16 protein-coding genes, 2 tRNA genes and 2 pseudogenes are annotated in these 17,639 nt (G+C 34.9%); 16 read left to right on the top strand and 4 right to left on the bottom strand.

All coding sequences use genetic code 11. From position 1 onward, the window contains the following. Positions 1-9 precede the first annotated feature (9 nt). A tRNA-Leu gene (locus AAGD69_RS05150) sits at positions 10-91 on the bottom strand. 140 nt (positions 92-231) lie between these two features. Between AAGD69_RS05150 and AAGD69_RS05145 the strand changes: the two genes are divergently transcribed. Together AAGD69_RS05145 and gshB are read left to right on the top strand one after the other, a co-directional pair. Beyond that, positions 232-822 carry a BON domain-containing protein gene (locus AAGD69_RS05145; RefSeq protein WP_341811888.1) on the top strand — a complete coding sequence of 197 codons (591 nt, stop codon included), beginning with the start codon at positions 232-234 and terminating at the stop codon, positions 820-822. A gap of 60 nt (positions 823-882) precedes the next feature. After that, complete coding sequence (gshB, locus tag AAGD69_RS05140; protein ID WP_341811887.1) at positions 883-1,812, top strand: glutathione synthase; 930 nt, start codon at positions 883-885, stop codon at positions 1,810-1,812. Here gshB and murG read toward each other — a convergent pair. Further along, entirely contained in the window at positions 1,797-2,828 is a 1,032-nt protein-coding gene (gene murG, locus AAGD69_RS05135) for an undecaprenyldiphospho-muramoylpentapeptide beta-N-acetylglucosaminyltransferase (protein WP_341811886.1), read from the bottom strand. The genes gshB and murG overlap by 16 nt on opposite strands. Before the next feature lie 69 nt (positions 2,829-2,897). On the opposite strand from murG, the gene AAGD69_RS05130 reads away from it, so the two are divergent. Then, positions 2,898-3,290 carry a hypothetical protein gene (locus AAGD69_RS05130; RefSeq protein WP_341811885.1) on the top strand — a complete coding sequence of 131 codons (393 nt, stop codon included), beginning with the start codon at positions 2,898-2,900 and terminating at the stop codon, positions 3,288-3,290. A 1-nt stretch (position 3,291) separates the two neighbouring features. On the opposite strand, the gene lpdA is transcribed toward AAGD69_RS05130, so the two are convergent. Together lpdA and AAGD69_RS05120 are read right to left on the bottom strand one after the other, a co-directional pair. Then, the gene (gene lpdA / locus AAGD69_RS05125) at positions 3,292-4,677 is read right to left on the bottom strand and encodes a dihydrolipoyl dehydrogenase (protein ID WP_341811884.1); all 1,386 of its coding nucleotides are present in this window, start codon (positions 4,675-4,677) and stop codon (positions 3,292-3,294) included. A 525-nt stretch (positions 4,678-5,202) separates the two neighbouring features. Continuing rightward, positions 5,203-6,015: a transposase family protein gene (locus tag AAGD69_RS05120; RefSeq protein WP_410529828.1), complete on the bottom strand. Its 813-nt coding sequence runs from the start codon at positions 6,013-6,015 to the stop codon at positions 5,203-5,205. Positions 6,016-6,119: 104 nt separating this feature from the next. Here AAGD69_RS05120 and AAGD69_RS05115 point away from each other — a divergent pair. The 13 genes and pseudogenes from AAGD69_RS05115 to AAGD69_RS05055 form a co-directional block, all read left to right on the top strand. Next, a pseudogene (locus tag AAGD69_RS05115) lies at positions 6,120-6,545 on the top strand (ankyrin repeat domain-containing protein); the annotation flags it as partial. A 59-nt stretch (positions 6,546-6,604) separates the two neighbouring features. Further along, entirely contained in the window at positions 6,605-6,979 is a 375-nt protein-coding gene (locus AAGD69_RS05110; RefSeq protein ID WP_341811882.1) for an ankyrin repeat domain-containing protein, read from the top strand. A 387-nt stretch (positions 6,980-7,366) separates the two neighbouring features. Then, positions 7,367-7,852 carry an ankyrin repeat domain-containing protein gene (locus tag AAGD69_RS05105; RefSeq protein WP_341811881.1) on the top strand — a complete coding sequence of 162 codons (486 nt, stop codon included), beginning with the start codon at positions 7,367-7,369 and terminating at the stop codon, positions 7,850-7,852. 106 nt (positions 7,853-7,958) lie between these two features. Beyond that, positions 7,959-8,771, top strand: coding sequence for a transposase family protein (locus AAGD69_RS05100; protein ID WP_410529827.1), 813 nt, complete (start codon positions 7,959-7,961; stop codon positions 8,769-8,771). A gap of 360 nt (positions 8,772-9,131) precedes the next feature. Further along, positions 9,132-9,374 carry a hypothetical protein gene (locus tag AAGD69_RS05095; RefSeq protein WP_341811879.1) on the top strand — a complete coding sequence of 81 codons (243 nt, stop codon included), beginning with the start codon at positions 9,132-9,134 and terminating at the stop codon, positions 9,372-9,374. Beyond that, a pseudogene (locus tag AAGD69_RS05090) lies at positions 9,283-9,672 on the top strand (recombinase family protein); the annotation flags it as partial. The gene AAGD69_RS05095 and the pseudogene AAGD69_RS05090, both read left to right, overlap by 92 nt. Next, on the top strand, positions 9,649-10,971 hold the full coding sequence (locus AAGD69_RS05085) for a recombinase family protein (RefSeq protein WP_341812650.1): 1,323 nt from the start codon (positions 9,649-9,651) through the stop codon (positions 10,969-10,971). The pseudogene AAGD69_RS05090 and the gene AAGD69_RS05085, both read left to right, overlap by 24 nt. 58 nt (positions 10,972-11,029) lie before the next feature. Continuing rightward, positions 11,030-14,359, top strand: coding sequence for a DNA polymerase III subunit alpha (gene dnaE, locus AAGD69_RS05080; RefSeq protein WP_341811878.1), 3,330 nt, complete (start codon positions 11,030-11,032; stop codon positions 14,357-14,359). 48 nt (positions 14,360-14,407) lie between these two features. After that, positions 14,408-15,190, top strand: a complete 783-nt coding sequence (rpsF, locus tag AAGD69_RS05075) for a 30S ribosomal protein S6 (protein WP_341811877.1) — start codon at positions 14,408-14,410, stop codon at positions 15,188-15,190. Continuing rightward, positions 15,190-15,465: a 30S ribosomal protein S18 gene (gene rpsR / locus AAGD69_RS05070; protein WP_250294995.1), complete on the top strand. Its 276-nt coding sequence runs from the start codon at positions 15,190-15,192 to the stop codon at positions 15,463-15,465. The genes rpsF and rpsR overlap by 1 nt, the downstream gene beginning before the upstream one ends. Positions 15,466-15,472: 7 nt before the next feature. Next, a complete protein-coding gene (rplI, locus tag AAGD69_RS05065; protein WP_341811876.1) occupies positions 15,473-16,018 on the top strand; it encodes a 50S ribosomal protein L9 in 546 nt (181 codons plus the stop codon). Positions 16,019-16,130: 112 nt separating this feature from the next. Continuing rightward, entirely contained in the window at positions 16,131-17,423 is a 1,293-nt protein-coding gene (gene purB / locus AAGD69_RS05060; RefSeq protein ID WP_341811875.1) for an adenylosuccinate lyase, read from the top strand. Continuing rightward, positions 17,423-17,495: transfer RNA gene (locus tag AAGD69_RS05055), tRNA-Met, on the top strand. Before purB ends, AAGD69_RS05055 begins: the two co-directional genes overlap by 1 nt. The last annotated feature ends 144 nt before the right edge of the window (positions 17,496-17,639 follow it).

Below are 17,639 nucleotides of genomic sequence, written 5' to 3'. Positions count from 1 at the left end.
ACTTTAAAGTGCGGATAGAGGGACTTGAACCCCCACGAGCAAGCTCACCAGGACCTAAACCTGGCACGTCTACCAATTCCGCCATATCCGCAAGAAATTTTCAGTACCCTATTATAGGTATTCCATTAAAAATATTCAAGGTTTAAAGTCTTACTTAATTTATAGTATTTACACAATCAAAAAAGCTTATTAACATTTCTTAATGAAAGCTCTAAATCCTGAAAATCAATAATGAGATTAATAACAAGTTTCTTACTTGCAATTTTTTTGATTACACAAAGTGGTTGCACAACCCTTATAATAGGTGGTGTGGTGGCTACAGCGACAGCAATAACAATGCAGGACAAATCCTTGGGAAATATCATTGATGATACGACTATGGTCATCAGAATTAATAAGGGGCTCTTAAAACATGGGCTATTTTCATCCATAAAAGTTAAAGTAAGTGAAGGAAGAGTATTGCTCATTGGAAGTGTTGACACCCCTGAAAAACAACTTACAGCAGAAAAAATAGCTTGGCAGCAAAAAGAAATTAAAGAAGTGATAAATGAAATAAGAGTAATACCGATTCAAATAGCTTCCATGCTAGACACTACTGTAGATGGCATGATAACAGCGGAAATAAGAACAAGACTTCTGGGGAAAAGAAATATTAAATCAATTAATTATAGCGTTAATACGGTTGATAGAGTTGTTTATTTGATGGGTATAGCCCAAAATAAAGCGGAATTAAAAGCTGTAATATCAATTGCAAGAAAAGTAAAGGGAGTAAAACAAGTTGTAAGTTATGTACGATATAGGTACAGTAAATTACGCCATTAGGCAAAAATCGCCTTCAAATTATAACATTTGTACAGTTGTGACAATAGGTAGAGAACATAAATGAAAGTTGCCTTTCAGATGGATGAAAATATAAATTTTGAAACTGACACTACATTCGTGCTAATAAAGGAAGCACAAAGGAGGAAGCACGAAGTTTTTGTCTATGCTCCTAACAATTTAGCACTAAAGCTAAACCATCCAATTGCTCTTGCTCAGAAAGTCAGCGTTGATGATTTTAGTTTTATCTCTAAAGAGGATGTAGCAATCAACTTGAATGAAATGGACATCATATTTATCAGACAGGATCCACCCTTTGATATGCGCTACATTACAACAACCTATATCTTAGAAAAAACTAGCGCATTGGTAATTAACAATCCAACAGAAATAAGAAATTGTCCTGAAAAATTGATAACTTCATTATTTCCAGAGCTAATTCCGCCGATTTTGATCACTGAAAATATATCGATGATTAGAGATTTCTACTACAACTATCAAGATATTATTCTGAAGCCGTTGTATAGTTATGGAGGAAACGATGTAATAAGAATACGAGATGAAAACAGCATTCAAGTGGTAGTGGATCTCATGACAGCAAAATACGAATGCCCTGTGATTACACAATCATTTTGTAAAAACATAGATAAAGATAAAAGAATATTGCTACTTTATGGTCAACCAATTGGAGTAATGAAACGAGTTCCAAAAATCAGTGGAGAGATCAGAACAAATATGCGACTTGGAGCAAGTTTTGAGCCCGCTCAAATGAACGATAGAGACAATGAAATATGTAACAAAATTGGTCCTGAATTAAAGAAAAGGGGGCTAATATTTGTTGGTATTGATATTATAGATGACTTCCTGCTCGAAATTAACACAACTTCACCCACGGGAGTGGTTTATATCAATAAATTATATAATATATCGCTAGAAAAAGATCTTTGGGATGTGTTTGAAGAAAAAGCAAGCAGCCATCAACTAAACCTGTGAACAATTACCTTAACAAACTCAGTAGTCCCACTCTTTATCCCTGTTTTTTTTGTATTATTGGTCATATCACGCAATTTTTGAGAATTATTTAATAGATCAAATAGTACCTCTGTTAGATTTTTTTTTGCTTCACTATTCTGCTCAACTATTACAGCTGCTCCCGAATCTTCAATATATTTTGCGTTATAAAATTGGTGATTATCTTTTGAGTCAGGGTAAGGAATGTATATAGCAGCGCGCCTAGCAAGAGTGATCTCTGCTATTGAAGTTGCTCCTGCTCTGCTAATTACCAAGTGAGCATTGGCCAATCTATTTTCCATATCATCAAAAAATTCACTCAATTCACAATCGATCTTTTCACTTTTGTATAGACTCTTGACCTTGTTTACATTTTTCTTCGTACATTGCTGCGTCACTCTAATTTTCTTTTTCATTTTAATAGGCAAATTACAAATTACGCTGCTTACTACATCATCAAAAAAATTTGCACCTTGGCTACCTGCTATGACTAATATGTTTAGGGCTTTCTCAGTACTAGAATGGCTCTGTGCTTTTATATCAATAAAATTTCCTGTAAAAATACATTTATTACCTTCTGCATATTTAGTCTCCGGAAAGCTGGTTGCAATTAATTTTGCACTCTTGAAAAAGAATCTATTTACTCTTCCTAAAACTGTATTTTGTTCATGTAAAATTATAGGTATAGAAAGAACCCTTGCTGCAAGAAGAGTTGGAAAAGAAGCATAGCTACCAAAACCAATTACTAATCTTGGCTTCAATTTTCTGATTTTATATATTGTTAGCACACAACTATACATTAATAAAAGGAAAAACTTAAATTTGTTGCCGCTTGGTCTACGTAATGGTAAAATATAGCTTTCTATGTCGATATTTTTATTTGTTTTTTTATCAGTGAATAATATGCAATTGTATCCTTGTGTCTTTAGTGCTTTTGCTAAGGCTATGGCCGGAAAGATATGCCCACCTGTGCCACCTGTTGCTAAAATAATATCCATCTGTAAATAATGAATCCTAGATTGTTAACTGTTATTTAATAATTTGCACGTAGAATTTTATTAAGCTTTATGATAGTTGAGTTAAAAATGCCTGAAACTAATAGCAAAAAAGAACCTAATGAGAAAAATAAATCTCAAGAACAAAGAGAAGGCAGAAGCGGAGGTTTTTTAGAACTGCTAAAAAATATAATAAAAATTCTTTTCAATTCGGTTGTTGACTTACCTCAGCACGAGCAGCATAATAAAATGAAAAGCACTAATCTACAACAAGGTTTGGATACTAAAGGAAAAGACCCAGAAGATCTTCATCCAAAGGCAAAGCTTGAAGTCAAAGAAGCAGCTAAGGGATTGAAAGAAGAGTTACAGAATTCTGATGCTGGTGGTAATCAATCTATTAAAATTAAAGTGCCTAATCAAACTACTACCCAAGACATTGACAACTCTAAAACGATGGAACGTTAGTTCAACTATTTAACGACTCATCATCTGCAGCAAGCACTGATTCGTGTATCATCTCTGAAATGGTTGGATGAGGAAAAATCGTAGATTTTATGTCGAAGTCTGTTCCTTCTAGTTGCTTTGCAAGAGCAAAATTGCTAATTAACTCCGTTACTTCTGCACCTATCATGTGGCTACCCAGAAGTTCGCCTGTCTTTTTGTCTATAATTGTTTTCACTAACCCTTCAGTTTCACTGAGTGCAATAGACTTACCATTAAAGTTAGAGTGAAATTTTCCTATTTTTACATCATACCCACCTTTTATTGCCTGTTCCTCAGTAAGGCCGATGCTCGCTATTTGTGGATGAGAATAAGTGCAATTTGGTATGCATTCTTTTTTTAACGCATGAGCACTTTTACCAGCAATCTTTTCAACGCAGATCAAAGCTTCATGGCTCGCTTTATGTGCTAAACATGGTGGGCCAGCTACATCACCTATTGCATACACATTTGATTCACTAGTTTCATACCATTCATTCATTTCAATAAAACCAGAAGGGCTTAATTTAATTTTTGTATTTTCTAAACCTATATTTTCAATATTTGCTTGAATTCCAACCGCAACAATCACCCTATCAAATTCTTTGCTCTCGCCACTACTTAGTAGCACTTGAGCAGAGTCTTTACTTTTAGTAAGAGCTTTTACGCTACTGTTTGTATATATTTTTATCCCCTGTTTTGTGAATATTTCTTCTGCTAGGCCTGAAATGTCTTTATCCTCCAGCGGCAAAATAGTGCTCTTTATCTCTATGATTGTTACATCAACTCCCAAAGTACTATAAAAACTTGCAAATTCTATTCCAATTGCACCAGACCCTATAATTAGTAGTGATTTTGGTAATTTGCCCGGCATCATAGCATGCTGCGCATTCCATATTAAATCTCCATCTGCCTCTATTTCAGGCAGATTCCGCGCCCTCACTCCTGTTGCTAAAATGATATGCTTGGAAACAATTTCTTGTTCTTCCTTATCGCCAGCAACTTTTATAGTACTATTGCCTGCAAGTTTACCAAAGCCTTGATGAACTTTGATGTTATTTTTTTTCATCAAATATGCAACACCGCTTGACAATTTATCAACAACGTTTCTTGAGTATTTCACTATTGATTGTATATCAAAACTCGCTCCCTTTACTTCTATACCAAACTCTTTTGATCTTTTTATTAGCCTATAAATCTCAGATGCTCTAAGTAGTGATTTTGTTGGTATACATCCCCAATTTAAGCATATACCGCCTAAATTTTTTTCTTTTTCTACAATTGCAGTTTTAAACCCAAGCTGTGCCGACCTAATTGCTGCTATATAACCACCAGGACCGCTACCTATAACCGTAATATCATACTCATTCATCAGTTTTCTTCGTATTCAAAAAGATTATATATAACAGATAGAACCCGTATGATCAATATTCAGGTAGCTGACAACATAGAAACGAAAAAACTTGCTTGACAAACTCCGCCAGTCCCCTTATTATGACAATAAGGGTATTTATAACTCAAAACTTGTTTTTGACCTGCAGGCTCAATGACAAAATTCAGTAAAAAACTTAGGGTATTTTTTGGCGGATTACATAAAATTATAGCGGCTGCATGTCTTTTAAAATTTTTCTACATTCAGCCAAATCGCGCTTAATTTAAGCGTTAGCACATTATTACAGCGCCAGTTTAAATTATCAGAGGGTCAAAACTCGCACCATGGGGCTTCTTTTGCCTTTTTTTTCGTTTAGTAAATTTCTTAAGTATTTATGGCTAAAGTAACTTAAGAGACCGAAAATGGTCAGCGCTCCTTTTTTTGTCATCCCAGTGCCCCTATAGACCTGCTGCGAATCAAGCAATAAAAAGAAGGAAAGGAGGGGGTGACTAAAATCAAGGTTAACTAAAAGGCGTGCTTAAGATTCACAATACCAGCAATAATATTGAACCTCAGGTTGTATTTTTTCTGAAAATTGCGGTAAATATGAGACATAATCTTAAATATCTTTATCTCACGGATCTTATTTTCTACTCTCATTCTAAATGATGCTAATCTTCTATTATGCTCTTTCTGCTCTGGAGTTAATGGCTTTTTACGATACTTTTTATATGGAATTATAACATTGCTTTGCAATTTTTGCCAACCTTGATATCCAGAATCGGCATATTTTATGCTATCGATTGGTAAATATTTTTCTTGTTTCCTTATGCGAAAATCATTAATTCTACCACGATATGAATTTGACACTGATAAAATTCTTCCACCTTCTTCGATAACAATCTCAGTTTTCATAGTGTTGGTTCTTTTTTTTCCTGAATATGATTTCTTCCGTTTTTTACTATCTTCTGGTCTCTGTATTTGCTGTTCTGTAACATCAGCCAGAATCTTCAGTATTTTTTCTGGTGTCATACTTCTATCTTTTGTTATAGTAACTTTTTTGGCAAGTAATGGCTCTATTTTCTTCAGTAACCTAAATACATTTGCGTTGTGAACATTGAACAGGCACCCTAAAAATCTATGTGTTATGTAAGTGCGATAGTACAAAATTACGCAAAATAACTTATCTTCTAGAGTTGGTAGTTGTGATCTTCTACCATGGCACTTTTTCTGTTTTTCAACTCTTTCCCACCCAGACCTCACTTTTTCCACTACCTTTTCGAACTCCTCTATAGTTAAACCTGTTATATTACGAAAGTTTCTTGGGTGTTTCTTCATGTTATAGTAACTAAAGCTCATTTTTTTACCTTACTCAATCTGCTTATTCTTCTTCTACTTCTCTCACATTATTTTTTCAATCACCTTTTGCAGCAGGTCTATAGCACTCTGCATGTAAGCTAGGAGCAGGAATTGCAATAATAAAAGAGCTAGTAAAAGCAGGAGCTGCAGTTAATCAAATGGATAAATATGGTGCAACACCAGTGTATTATATATGGGAGAGTGAAAGGTATTGCCTATGGGATAATGGGGAGAATGAAAAGGCAAGGAAATTCCTGGCAGAACAAGGTGGAATAACAAAAAGTAGAGAAGTGACATGCTATGAAATAGAGGAGTTAGTGGAAAAAATAGCATATATGTTGGATAGAAGCTATTTACCAGAATTAAAAATAATAGAGATAAAAGAAATAAGAAAGAGAGATAAGGGGCTAATAAGGGAAGAGTGTAAAAATTTAGCAAGCAAGATAATGTGCAAAGTGAACGAAATGATTGATGAAGTGGTGGAGGCAGACTTAAGCAAAATGTGGTAAGAAGGGAGCTCAAAAAGATGAGCTTAGTTAAAAAATTTCAAAAAAATTTGAGGTATATTATGTCAAGGAAAGAAGCAAGAGAGGGTTTTGGTAAGCTGCTAGAAATATTAGCAGAGAGCTCGTTTGAAAACATTAATGAAAAAATAGAGAAGGGTTGTATGATATTGCACTACGCGGCGCAATTGTCAGACGAAAGAGCAATAAAGTTATTAATAGAACATGGAGCAGAGATAGATGCTAAAAATGACAGAGGAGAAACACCCCTGCACCTAGCAGCATTTTTAGGAAATAGAAAGAATGTGAAAGCACTGATAGAGAAAGGAGCCGAGGTAAATGCAAAGTCGAACAATAAAGCAGTACCACTACACTTAGCCTGTTTAGCAGGCAGGAAAGGAACAATAGAAGAGTTAATGAAGGCAAGAAGGAGATATTAATGCAATAGATAGGTTTGAGTGTAGCCCACTACACTATGCTAAAGTTTATAAAAGGGTAGCAAGTTTTATAGAAAAGAAAGGTGTGAATATGAAAGAAATACCAGAAATGTACGATAGGGCAAAAGAGGCAATAGAGGAGATAATGGAGAAACGTAAATGAATTACAACTAAAGGAGATAGATGCTATTTTTTAACAAATTAAGTGTATAGATTTATATCTTAATATGATATGCGAAAAAAATGTGTATATTTTGTAAAAAAAAACTTGCTTTTTATGCCAAAACAGCCCTAAGTGAAAAAGTAGCTAGTAAACAAACAAGATTTACTAAGCGCTAAAGTGAGCCAAATTGGAGCCACTTTATATTGCATTAATAGCTGAGGAACGTTATGGTAAAATTTAGTAAGAAAGAAAGAGAAGAATTTAATAAGTCGTGGAAAGAAGTATTAGATAACTCAATAGAAAATATTAATAAAAAAGACACAAAAGGGAGGACGATGTTGCATTATGCAGTAGGGATGCCAGATCCAAAAAAAGTGAGGTTATTAATCAAAAAAGGAGCAGATATAAATGTGGCAGATGCAGGACAATATAGACCACTGCACTTAGCAGTAATGGGGCAACGTGTAGAAAATACAAAAGAGCTGATAAAGGCAGGAGTAGAGGTAAACGCAGTGGAACGAAGTAGCAAATTTGCCGCGTTACACCTGGCATGCATGGTAAGTGAGGTAAAAATAGTAGAAGAGCTAGTAAAAGCCGGAGCAAATATAGAGCAAAAGGATAAATTTGGCAAAACCCCAATGGATTATGCGAGAAATAATAAAGAGATAAAAGAAGTGTTAGAGAACGTAAAAATCGCAAATAAACAGAGGTAGTTCATAAGACCTGCTGCAAAAGGTGATTGAAAAAATAATGTGAGAGAAGTAGAAGAAGAATAAGCAGATTGAGTAAGGTAAAAAAATGAGCTTTAGTTACTATAACATGAAGAAGCACCCAAGAAACTTTCGTAATATAACAGGTTTAACTATAGAGGAGTTCGAAAAGGTAGTGGAAAAAGTGAGGTCTGGGTGGGAAAGAGTTGAAAAACAGAAAAAGTGCCATGGTAGAAGATCACAACTACCAACTCTAAAAGATAAGTTATTTTGCGTAATTTTGTACTATCGCACTTACATAACACATAGATTTTTAGGGTGCCTGTTCAATGTGCACAACGCAAATGTATGTAGGTTACTGAAGAAAATAGAGCCATTACTTGCCAAAAAAGTTACTATAACAAAAGATAGAAGTATGACACCAGAAAAAATACTGAAGATTCTGGCTGATATTACAGAACAGCAAATACAGAGACCAGAAGATAGTAAAAAACGGAAGAAATCATATTCAGGAAAAAAAAGAACCAACACTATGAAAACTGAGATTGTTATCGAAGAAGGTGGAAGAATTTTATCAGTGTCAAATTCATATCGTGGTAGAATTAATGATTTTCGCATAAGGAAACAAGAAAAATATTTACCAATCGATAGCATAAAATATGCCGATTCTGGATATCAAGGTTGGCAAAAATTGCAAAGCAATGTTATAATTCCATATAAAAAGTATCGTAAAAAGCCATTAACTCCAGAGCAGAAAGAGCATAATAGAAGATTAGCATCATTTAGAATGAGAGTAGAAAATAAGATCCGTGAGATAAAGATATTTAAGATTATGTCTCATGTTTACCGCAATTTTCAGAAAAAATACAACCTGAGGTTCAATATTATTGCTGGTATTGTGAATCTTAAGCACGCCTTTTAGTTAACCTTGATTTTAGTCACCCTCCTTTCCTTCTTTTTATTGCTTGATTCGCAGCAGGTCTATAGAAAAAATAAGGGTCGTATCAGCAGCAGGTGTAAAAGAAGAGCTTGTGGATGAGTGATTTTTAAAAATTTAGAAGGGCTGTGGCTAAGAAAGAGGTAATTATGGGAAAAAGGGAAGATTAGAGGGAAAAAGGAGCTTGATGATTTGGGAGAGAGCTTAATTGATGAAAGATAGCGGATGAAGCTATGTGTTTCTAAAATTTTGCATAAAAGCTGAGAGAAATAAAGGTTAACAGTTGCGTCTTTTTCGCAAGAGTAATGGATTTATGGAAAAAGGGAGTAGTAAGGCTCCTGAACTATGAAAACATTTGCAGGAGAAACTATGAGAAAAAGAACATTAACTTGTCGATACGAGCCAGATGAATTAGCGGAACAACATCTAGCAGATGCCTATGAGCTGTTACTAATGTATGCGGTAAAAAGAAACAATGAAAAGGAGATAAAGAAAAATGACAACAGTGGCCTTATATGCAAGAGTTTCATCGAAGAGTCAAGCGCAGAACAATACAATAGAGAGTCAAATTGCCGAGCTCAAGCATAGAATTTCTGCAGACAAGCATGAGTTATTGAATGAGTATGAATTTAAGGATGATGGGCTTAGTGGGTAGAGTTTAGAACGTGAAGGTTTAGATGCATTACGTGATAAAGTAGGAGAAGATCAAATTGATAAAATTTATATTCATTCACCTGACCGATTATCAAGAAAATCTGCACATCAAATGATATTACTTGATGAATTTGAAAAAGCAGTAGTAGAAGTAATATTCTTAAATCATAAGAGTGAAAATAATCCAGAGTCTAAATTGTTATTGGGAATGCAAGGATTAGTAGCAGAATATGAGTGTACAAAGATTATGGAACGTAGTCGTAGGGGAAAACTCCATAGAGCAAAAAAAGGCTGTGTAAGTGTAATTGGCATTGCACCTTTTGGTTATAATCGTATAAAGCATGTAGATAGAGAAAAGACAAAGTTTGAAATAAATGAAGAGGAAGCAAAAATAGTAAAGCAGCTATTCATGTGGGTAGGGCAAGAGAGAATAAGAATAAGGGAAGTGATACGTAGACTAAGAGATAGGTCAATTAGAACAAGAACTGGAAAGAAGGTGTGGTGTCCAATAATAATTTGGAAGGTATTAAGAAATCCAGCATATAAAGGACAAGCAGCGTTTGGTAAATTAAAGAGGGTTGAAAGAAGAGAAAGAAATAAACAAAAGGTTTCTATCTGTCGCACAGATGAGGATAGCTGGATTTATATACCAGTACCAAAAATAGTTGATGAAGGGTTATTTAATAAAGTACAAAAGCAACTGGATGAAAATAGAAAAAGAGCAAGGATGCAGAGAGAGGGAGGAAAAAAGAAATATCTACTACAAGGTCTAGTTGTGTGTCAAAACTGTGGATATGCGTATAGTGGTGCACAATGTGGAGTTGAGGGAAAAAAGTTTGGCTATTATCGCTGTATTAGTACTATACGTATTACTGATGGTAGGGAGAAGTGTACTAATAAATTGGTCCGTACAGATATGTTAGAAACAGCTATATGGGAAAAGGTGAAAAATTTACTAAAAAACCCAGAGATGATAAAAAATGAGTATCAACGTAGAATTGCAGAAAATAAAAATGATGAATCATCAGATAAAAAGTTTGCAAGAAGAGAAAATCAAATAAAACAAGGTATCGAAAAATTAATGGAAGATTATTATAGTCAAGAAAATGAAGGAGATAAAGGATATATAAGTGAGGAAGAATTTAAACAGACAATGAAGAGAATGAAGGAACGCTTAAAAGAGCTAGAAGAAGAGAAAAGGAAGGTAGTTGACCAAAAGGCAATAGAAAAGGGAATGAACCTTATCATCAACAGTATAAAGAGTCTTTATTCCAGTATAAAATTGAACTTAGAACAGCTAGATTGGCAAACTAAGCGTGGCATCATTAAAGCATTAGTAGAACGAATTCAGATTGGTTATGACCAGGTAGAAGTGGCATTTAGGATCGAAGAACCAGCCTATGATGGAGAGATTTTTAATTTGCAACATTGTACTGGACGTCATGATAAGGGGGCTGGCGGAGTTTTTAAAGGAAGTTTTTTGTATCTTAACCTTAGATTTGAGAAATCTTATAGGCTTTTGTTCTCATGAAAATTATGTTCTCATGAGTAAATTAATGTTATCCTTTTTTGTTGATCTAAAGTTTTTTATGTTCATACACTTACGTGTTCATAGTGTTTATTCGCTGCTTGAAAGCTCGATTAAAATTGAGGAGCTGATTAGCTTTTGTTTGCAGAACAAAATGCCAGCGGTTGCAATTACTGATTCAGGCAACTTGTTTGGCTCGCTCGAATTTTCAGAATATGCAGCAAGTAGGGGAATACAGCTAATAATAGGATGCAATATTATAGTTAAACATTCAGAACAAAATTTACCTATATTATTGCTTGCAAAAAATGAGCAAGGGTACACTAATTTAGTCACTTTGGTGAGTGAGTCTTTTAAAAAGCGCAAGAATAACAGCGATATTCCTTACGTTGATTTTGATGAGCTATTGAATTTAAGTATGGGTCTGATCGCTTTAACCGGTGGATGTTTGGCTCAACTATTATTGGGACAAGATAAAGAAACGATTGAAAAACTGCTTTCAGTATTCGATGGTCATTTATATGTTGAATTGCAGCGTCATGGGCTGAATAAAGAGCTAGAGCTTGAAGAAGCTTTAATAGATTTTGCTTATCAGCGCAATGTACCACTGGTTGCAACGAACGATGTGTTTTTTCCAAATAGGTCTGATTATGAGGCTTATGACATATTAACGTGCATATCGGAGGGAAGTTATGCCCTGGAGAATAACAGAAAGAAGTTAACTACCGAGCATTACTTCAAATCTGTGGCAGAAATGGAGGAACTGTTCAGCGACATTCCCGAAGCAATTCATAACACTTTAGTGATAGCTAAGCGGTGCTCTTACATGCCAAGAAGCAGGCAACCTATCTTGCCTAAATTTCCTTGTCGAGAGAATAAAACTGAGAATGAAGAACTGAGGGAGCAGGCAGCTGCAGGATTAGAATTCCGCATTGCGAATGAGACAGATATAGACCTTAAACAATACTACGATCGGCTGAATTACGAACTAAGCGTAATAACTTCGATGAACTACGCTGGCTACTTTTTGATAGTTTCTGATTTCATTCGTTGGAGCAAAGCAAATGGCATTCCAGTTGGTCCAGGAAGAGGCTCTGGTGCTGGATCAATTGTTGCTTGGGGCTTACAGATTACAGACCTTGACCCAATAAAGTTTGGCCTAATATTTGAAAGATTTTTGAATCCTGATCGTGTATCGATGCCTGACTTTGATATCGATTTCTGCCAAGAGAAAAGGGACCTGGTTATTGATTATGTTCAGAAAAAGTACGGTTATGTTGCTCAAATAATCACTTTTGGAAAATTGCAAGCAAGGGCAGTATTACGTGATGTTGGTAGAGTATTGCAAATGCCTTACTCTCAAGTGGATAAAATATCTAAAATGGTTCCATTTAATCCAGTAAATCCTGTAACTTTATCGCAAGCGATAGAGCTTGATCAAAACCTGCAGAAAGAACGAGATAGTGATGAGGTAATTGCAAAGCTTCTTGATATATCACTAAAGCTCGAAGGAATATATCGTCACGTTTCAACTCATGCTGCTGGAATTGTAATATGTGATCAAAAGTTGGAAAATTTTGTTCCTGTGTACTACGATCCAAATTCGGCTCTGCCAATCACTCAATACAGCATGAAATATGTGGAGAAAGCTGGGTTAATAAAATTTGATTTTCTTGGACTTGGTACGCTAACACTAATAGATCATGTATGTCGTTTAATTAATCGTGATGAAAAAAAGATCGATATTTCTTCAGTTCCTTTGAATGATCAAAAAACCTATGAGATGCTCTCTAGCGGTGATTCAATTGGAGTGTTCCAGCTTGAAAGTTCGGGAATGAGAGAAGCTTTAATCAAATTAAAGCCAGATTGTATTGAAGATATTATCGCTTTAATTTCCCTTTATCGTCCAGGACCTATGGATAACATTCCAACTTATGTTGCAAGAAAGCATGGACTTGAAAAGCCAGATTATATTCATCCGTTACTTGAAGGAGTGTTAAAAGAAACATTTGGGGTAATAATCTACCAGGAGCAGGTGATGGAAATAGCCCGTATTCTTTCCGGGTATAGCTTAGCGGAAGCAGATCTGCTGAGACGTGCCATGGGTAAGAAAATTAAGGAAGAGATGGATAAACAACGTGAACTTTTCATCCAAGGGGCAACAAAGAATGGCGTTGATTATGACAGGGCAAGTTATATCTTTGACCTTGTTGCAAAATTTGCTGGTTATGGATTTAATAAATCTCACGCAGCTGCATATGCTGTTATATCTTATCAAACGGCTTACCTTAAAGCTAATTATCCATTAGAATTTTTTACAGCACTAATGAATCTGAATATTGATGATAGAGATAAACTGAATTTATTTTATCATGCAGCAAAGTTTAGTGGCGTTACCATTCTTCCACCTGATATAAACAAGTCTCAAGCTGAATTCTCAATAGAGGGTGAGTGCATACGTTATGGTATTGCTGCCTTTAGGAATGTTGGTTTTTCTATAGCAGAAGGAATAGTGAACACACGTTCAAGCGCTTATAAGGACATATGGGAATTCATTCAAAATTCAGGTCATATAATAAATAAGAGGGCGCTAGAAAGCCTAATTAAGTCCGGGGCATTCGATAGCGTGCATAAGAACAGAAAGCAGCTATATGAGTCAATGGACATGCTGATTTACTTTGCAAATAAAAACAAACAGGATAGGGAATCAAGTCAAGCTGCTTTGTTTGGTAGTCTTGATGTCCTCAAACCGAAATTTGAGAATGTGGAAAATTTTGATGAAGAGGAAAAATTAGAGCATGAGTTATTTTCACTAGGATTTTATTTAACTAATCATCCACTTGAAAAATTTAGAATTCTTCTGGAAAAGTTAAATATTGGGTTTATCGGAGAAAATAGAACAGCAAAAACTGCTGGGGTAATATTAAATGCACGTATGAGAACTTCAGAGCGTGGAAGGTTTGTTATACTCACACTTTCTGATCCCCATAACGTTTCTGAAATAGCATTTTATAATAATGAAATAATAGAAGAAAAAAGAGATTTATTTTCACCAGGAACATTTGTGATAATTGATCTTGAAGCTTCGGAAAATACGACAAGATTAGCAGGCAAGGATATATCTGAGTTTACAAAAGGAATCACTTCTACAATAAAGGAATTAGTTCTCACCACTGAGTGCACGGATTCGCAAAAAGCCGCTATGGAATTAAACACAATATTGAAAGATGAAGGCAGAACCAAAATAATGCTAAAACTTCTTCTCGAAAAACATAAAGTGAGCATCTTATTACCAGGTGCATACTCAATTGCTCCTCAAGTTATTTATGAAATATCTAACTTAAGCTGGATTAAAGGCGTAGAAATTAATACAAATAACTTGCTTATATAAAAAAGCTTTATATAATGAAGTATTTAATCGGTATTAAAGGAATATATAGTGAATCTTTATGAATTTACTTTTATAGCACAACAAGGATTGTTACAGCAAGAAGTAGAGGAGATGGTCCAAGAGCTAGCTATCTTGTTGAAAAATATTAAAACAGATGTTATGTTCCAGCAAATCAGGGATATTCTAAAAAAAGGAAATGACAAGCTTACAAAACAAGAGTTAGAAGTGCGTGCTAAGAACATACAAGAAAGTTTAATTGATTACTCTGATCTCTTGGAAAATTTTGCAAAAATTTTATGGATTGAATTGGAAGAAGATCTTTCAAATTTAAAAGAAGTGAAGTCAAAGGTCGATAAAGAGTTGAAAGATGACCTAAAAGATTTAGGAATAATGCAAGATTTTATAAAATTTCTAGGGGGCAGTGAGCAAATTACTAAAAGTGCGTTTATCCATAATGCAGTAAATGCTTTGAAGAGAAATATTTCAGAACATCTAATAAAGATTTTTCAAGATATTTTGAAAGATTTTAGAATAAACGGTCCAACTCAATCGAGCAAAGCATTGGAAATGCTTTTGGAAAACATTGAAGCATCAGGATTAATCAAGTATGAACATTGGGGTCTTTTGGATTTTGCATATCCAATAAATAAGATGAAGAGCGGTCATTATTGTATAATGTGCATAAGTTCTACTGCAAACATTCTGGATGAATTTGTGCGTAGAATGAAACTTAATGAGAACGTTATTCGCCACTTGTTTGTGCAGGTTGATAAATTTTTTGAAGGTAAATCTTATATGATGAATAAACAAATTGAGGAGCAAAACGCATAATGATGAAAAGACGAAATAGTTTTAATAATTCTTACGTATCTGTAAATAATAGGACTGGCTTTAGGCGTTCTAAAGTTTGCCCTCTTGCTGCGTCTAAAGATGAAGACATAGATTATAAGAATACAGATTTATTATCCAAGTTTACCTCTGACTATGGTAGGATATTACCTAGAAGGTTAACAGGCGTATGTGCAAAAAAACAAAGGAAGTTACGCTTAGCAGTCATAAGGGCACGTTTTTTAGCTCTTGTTCCTTACTGTACTAAAAAAGTTTAGGTAATTTATGTTGATAATTTTAAAGGAAAATATAAGGACTTTAGGTAAGCTTGGTGAAGTTGTCAAAGTTAAACCAGGTTATGCACGTAATTTTCTTTTTCCACAAAGAAAAGCGGTGAAAGCTACCAAGGAAAATTTAACAAAGCTAGAGGAGCAACGTTTATTACTGGAAGAAGAGAATATAAAAAGATTAAATGTAGCAAAAGAGCTTGCATTATCACTACATGATAAGTTTGTGGTATTGATAAAGCAAGCTTCAGAGGATGGTAAAATTTTTGGTTCTATAACAACACGTGAAATTGCGAAAGTTTTACTACAAGAAGGACATGCGATAGATCACCGTAGTTTATCTTTTGGTGGAATAAGCATCAAAAACTTGGGCGAGTACCAAGTAAACATAGAGTTGCATAGTGAAGTAATAGTGCCAGTTACTATATACGTCGTGAAATCCGCAACAGATGCGCATGAATTAAGGCAAGTAAAGTTGCAAAATCATAAGTCTGAGCAACAAGAAGGTGAAGCAGTGGAGCAAGAAGATACAAATAACAAATAGCAGTGAATAAAATATATCAACTATTCCTGTCATTCCAGTGCCTTTTTTTTCTGTCATCCCAGTGCGTGACACTGGGATCTAGCATGTTCAAAGATAAGACGGAGTTCATTTAATGATCCCGCGCTATAGCCAAAAAGAAATGTCTTCCATTTGGGAGGAAAATAATAAATTTAATATATGGCTTAAAATAGAAAAATTAGCGTGTGAAGCTCAAGCAGAGTTAGGAGTGATTCCAAATAGTGTTGCTCAGAAGCTCTCTGGTGCTATTGAATTTGATATTGAACGTATCAACGAAATTGAATCCATTGTAAAACATGATGTTATAGCTTTTCTGACATATGTTGCTGAAAAAGCGGGAGTTGATGTTCGTTATCTCCACTATGGAATGACAAGTTCTGATGTTTTGGATACATGCCTTGCGGTGCAGTTGAAAGAGTCATGTGATATTTTACTCGGGAATCTAAAAAATTTACTTGCAGTATTGAAAAAAAAAGCTGAGGACTATAAAGATATTGTTTGTGTTGGGCGCAGTCATGGAATGCATGCAGAACCAACAACTCTTGGATTAAAATTTGCTAGATTTTATGCTGAATTTAAACGCAATTATCAGAGATTAATTAGCGCACAAAAAGAGATCTCAATTTGTAAAATATCAGGTGCAGTAGGTAATTTTGCAAATGTTGATCCGTTTGTTGAAGAGTATGTAGCGAAAGAAATGGGACTCATACCTGAAACCATATCGTCTCAAGTCATTCCTCGTGATAGACATGCCATGTTCTTTTCGGTTTTGGGAGTGATTGCAAGCTCAATAGAAAATATTGCAATTGAAATTCGTCATTTGCAAAGAACTGAAATCGGCGAAATTTCTGAGCATTTTTCCATTGGGCAGAAGGGAAGCTCTGCTATGCCACACAAATGTAATCCTATTTTAAGTGAAAATCTGACGGGACTCTCACGTTTAATACGCAGTTATGTTTTTCCTGCGTTAGAAAATGTTGCATTGTGGCACGAACGTGATATATCACACTCGTCTGTGGAAAGATGCATTGCTCCTCATGCTTGTATAACAATGGATTTTGCTTTAGTGCGATTAACAGATTTGATAGATAAATTGGTAATCAATAAGGAAAACATTGAAAAGAACTTAAATTCTTCAAAAGGTTTAGTTTTCTCACAGCGTGTATTGCTTGAGTTAGTAAATAGTGGTTTGGCGAGGGAAGAGGCGTATAAAATTGTTCAGAGCAATGCAATGAAAGTGAAACAAAACAACAGTGATTTTCTGGCCGAATTGAAACAAGATAAACCTTTACTTAAGGTTATTAACTCGGAAAAACTTGAATCTTTGTTTGATTTGAAATATTATACAAAGCATGTAGGTCACATATATAGCAAGGTTTTCAATTAGGCTGAGTAGCTCAGTTGGTAGAGCAGGAGGATCATAATCTCTTGGTCGGGGGTTCAAGTCCCTCCTCAGCCACTCGAACTAAACTATGTTTAGCAAGATAGTGCTATTGGTGAAGTAGTGCGACCCAGTGTCAGCTACTTGGAATTGGTTACGTTCAGTTGTATATTCACTTAGGTGTACAGTTTAGCACCGAACAGAAGAAATCTGTCAAACCAG

The sequence above is a fragment of the Wolbachia endosymbiont (group A) of Conops quadrifasciatus genome (genome assembly GCF_964027015.1).
Classification (GTDB): Bacteria; Pseudomonadota; Alphaproteobacteria; order Rickettsiales; family Anaplasmataceae; genus Wolbachia.
The sequence above is the reverse complement of the archived record's forward strand: the minus strand, read 5'-3'. Positions and strand labels throughout refer to the sequence as shown.

What these genes read in the sequence shown, in the direction of transcription:
- AAGD69_RS05105 (WP_341811881.1), top strand. Translation starts at nt 7,367, where the DNA reads ATGGTAAAATTTAGTAAGAAAGAAAGAGAAGAATTTAATAAGTCGTGG.
- purB (WP_341811875.1), top strand. Translation starts at nt 16,131, where the DNA reads ATGATCCCGCGCTATAGCCAAAAAGAAATGTCTTCCATTTGGGAGGAA.
- rpsR (WP_250294995.1), top strand. Translation starts at nt 15,190, where the DNA reads ATGATGAAAAGACGAAATAGTTTTAATAATTCTTACGTATCTGTAAAT.
- lpdA (WP_341811884.1), bottom strand. Translation starts at nt 4,677, where the DNA reads ATGAATGAGTATGATATTACGGTTATAGGTAGCGGTCCTGGTGGTTAT.
- dnaE (WP_341811878.1), top strand. Translation starts at nt 11,030, where the DNA reads ATGTTCATACACTTACGTGTTCATAGTGTTTATTCGCTGCTTGAAAGC.
- AAGD69_RS05100 (WP_410529827.1), top strand. Translation starts at nt 7,959, where the DNA reads ATGAAGAAGCACCCAAGAAACTTTCGTAATATAACAGGTTTAACTATA.
- rplI (WP_341811876.1), top strand. Translation starts at nt 15,473, where the DNA reads ATGTTGATAATTTTAAAGGAAAATATAAGGACTTTAGGTAAGCTTGGT.
- AAGD69_RS05110 (WP_341811882.1), top strand. Translation starts at nt 6,605, where the DNA reads ATGTCAAGGAAAGAAGCAAGAGAGGGTTTTGGTAAGCTGCTAGAAATA.
- AAGD69_RS05130 (WP_341811885.1), top strand. Translation starts at nt 2,898, where the DNA reads ATGATAGTTGAGTTAAAAATGCCTGAAACTAATAGCAAAAAAGAACCT.
- AAGD69_RS05085 (WP_341812650.1), top strand. Translation starts at nt 9,649, where the DNA reads ATGCAAGGATTAGTAGCAGAATATGAGTGTACAAAGATTATGGAACGT.
- gshB (WP_341811887.1), top strand. Translation starts at nt 883, where the DNA reads ATGAAAGTTGCCTTTCAGATGGATGAAAATATAAATTTTGAAACTGAC.
- AAGD69_RS05120 (WP_410529828.1), bottom strand. Translation starts at nt 6,015, where the DNA reads ATGAAGAAACACCCAAGAAACTTTCGTAATATAACAGGTTTAACTATA.
- AAGD69_RS05145 (WP_341811888.1), top strand. Translation starts at nt 232, where the DNA reads ATGAGATTAATAACAAGTTTCTTACTTGCAATTTTTTTGATTACACAA.
- murG (WP_341811886.1), bottom strand. Translation starts at nt 2,828, where the DNA reads ATGGATATTATTTTAGCAACAGGTGGCACAGGTGGGCATATCTTTCCG.
- AAGD69_RS05095 (WP_341811879.1), top strand. Translation starts at nt 9,132, where the DNA reads ATGAAAACATTTGCAGGAGAAACTATGAGAAAAAGAACATTAACTTGT.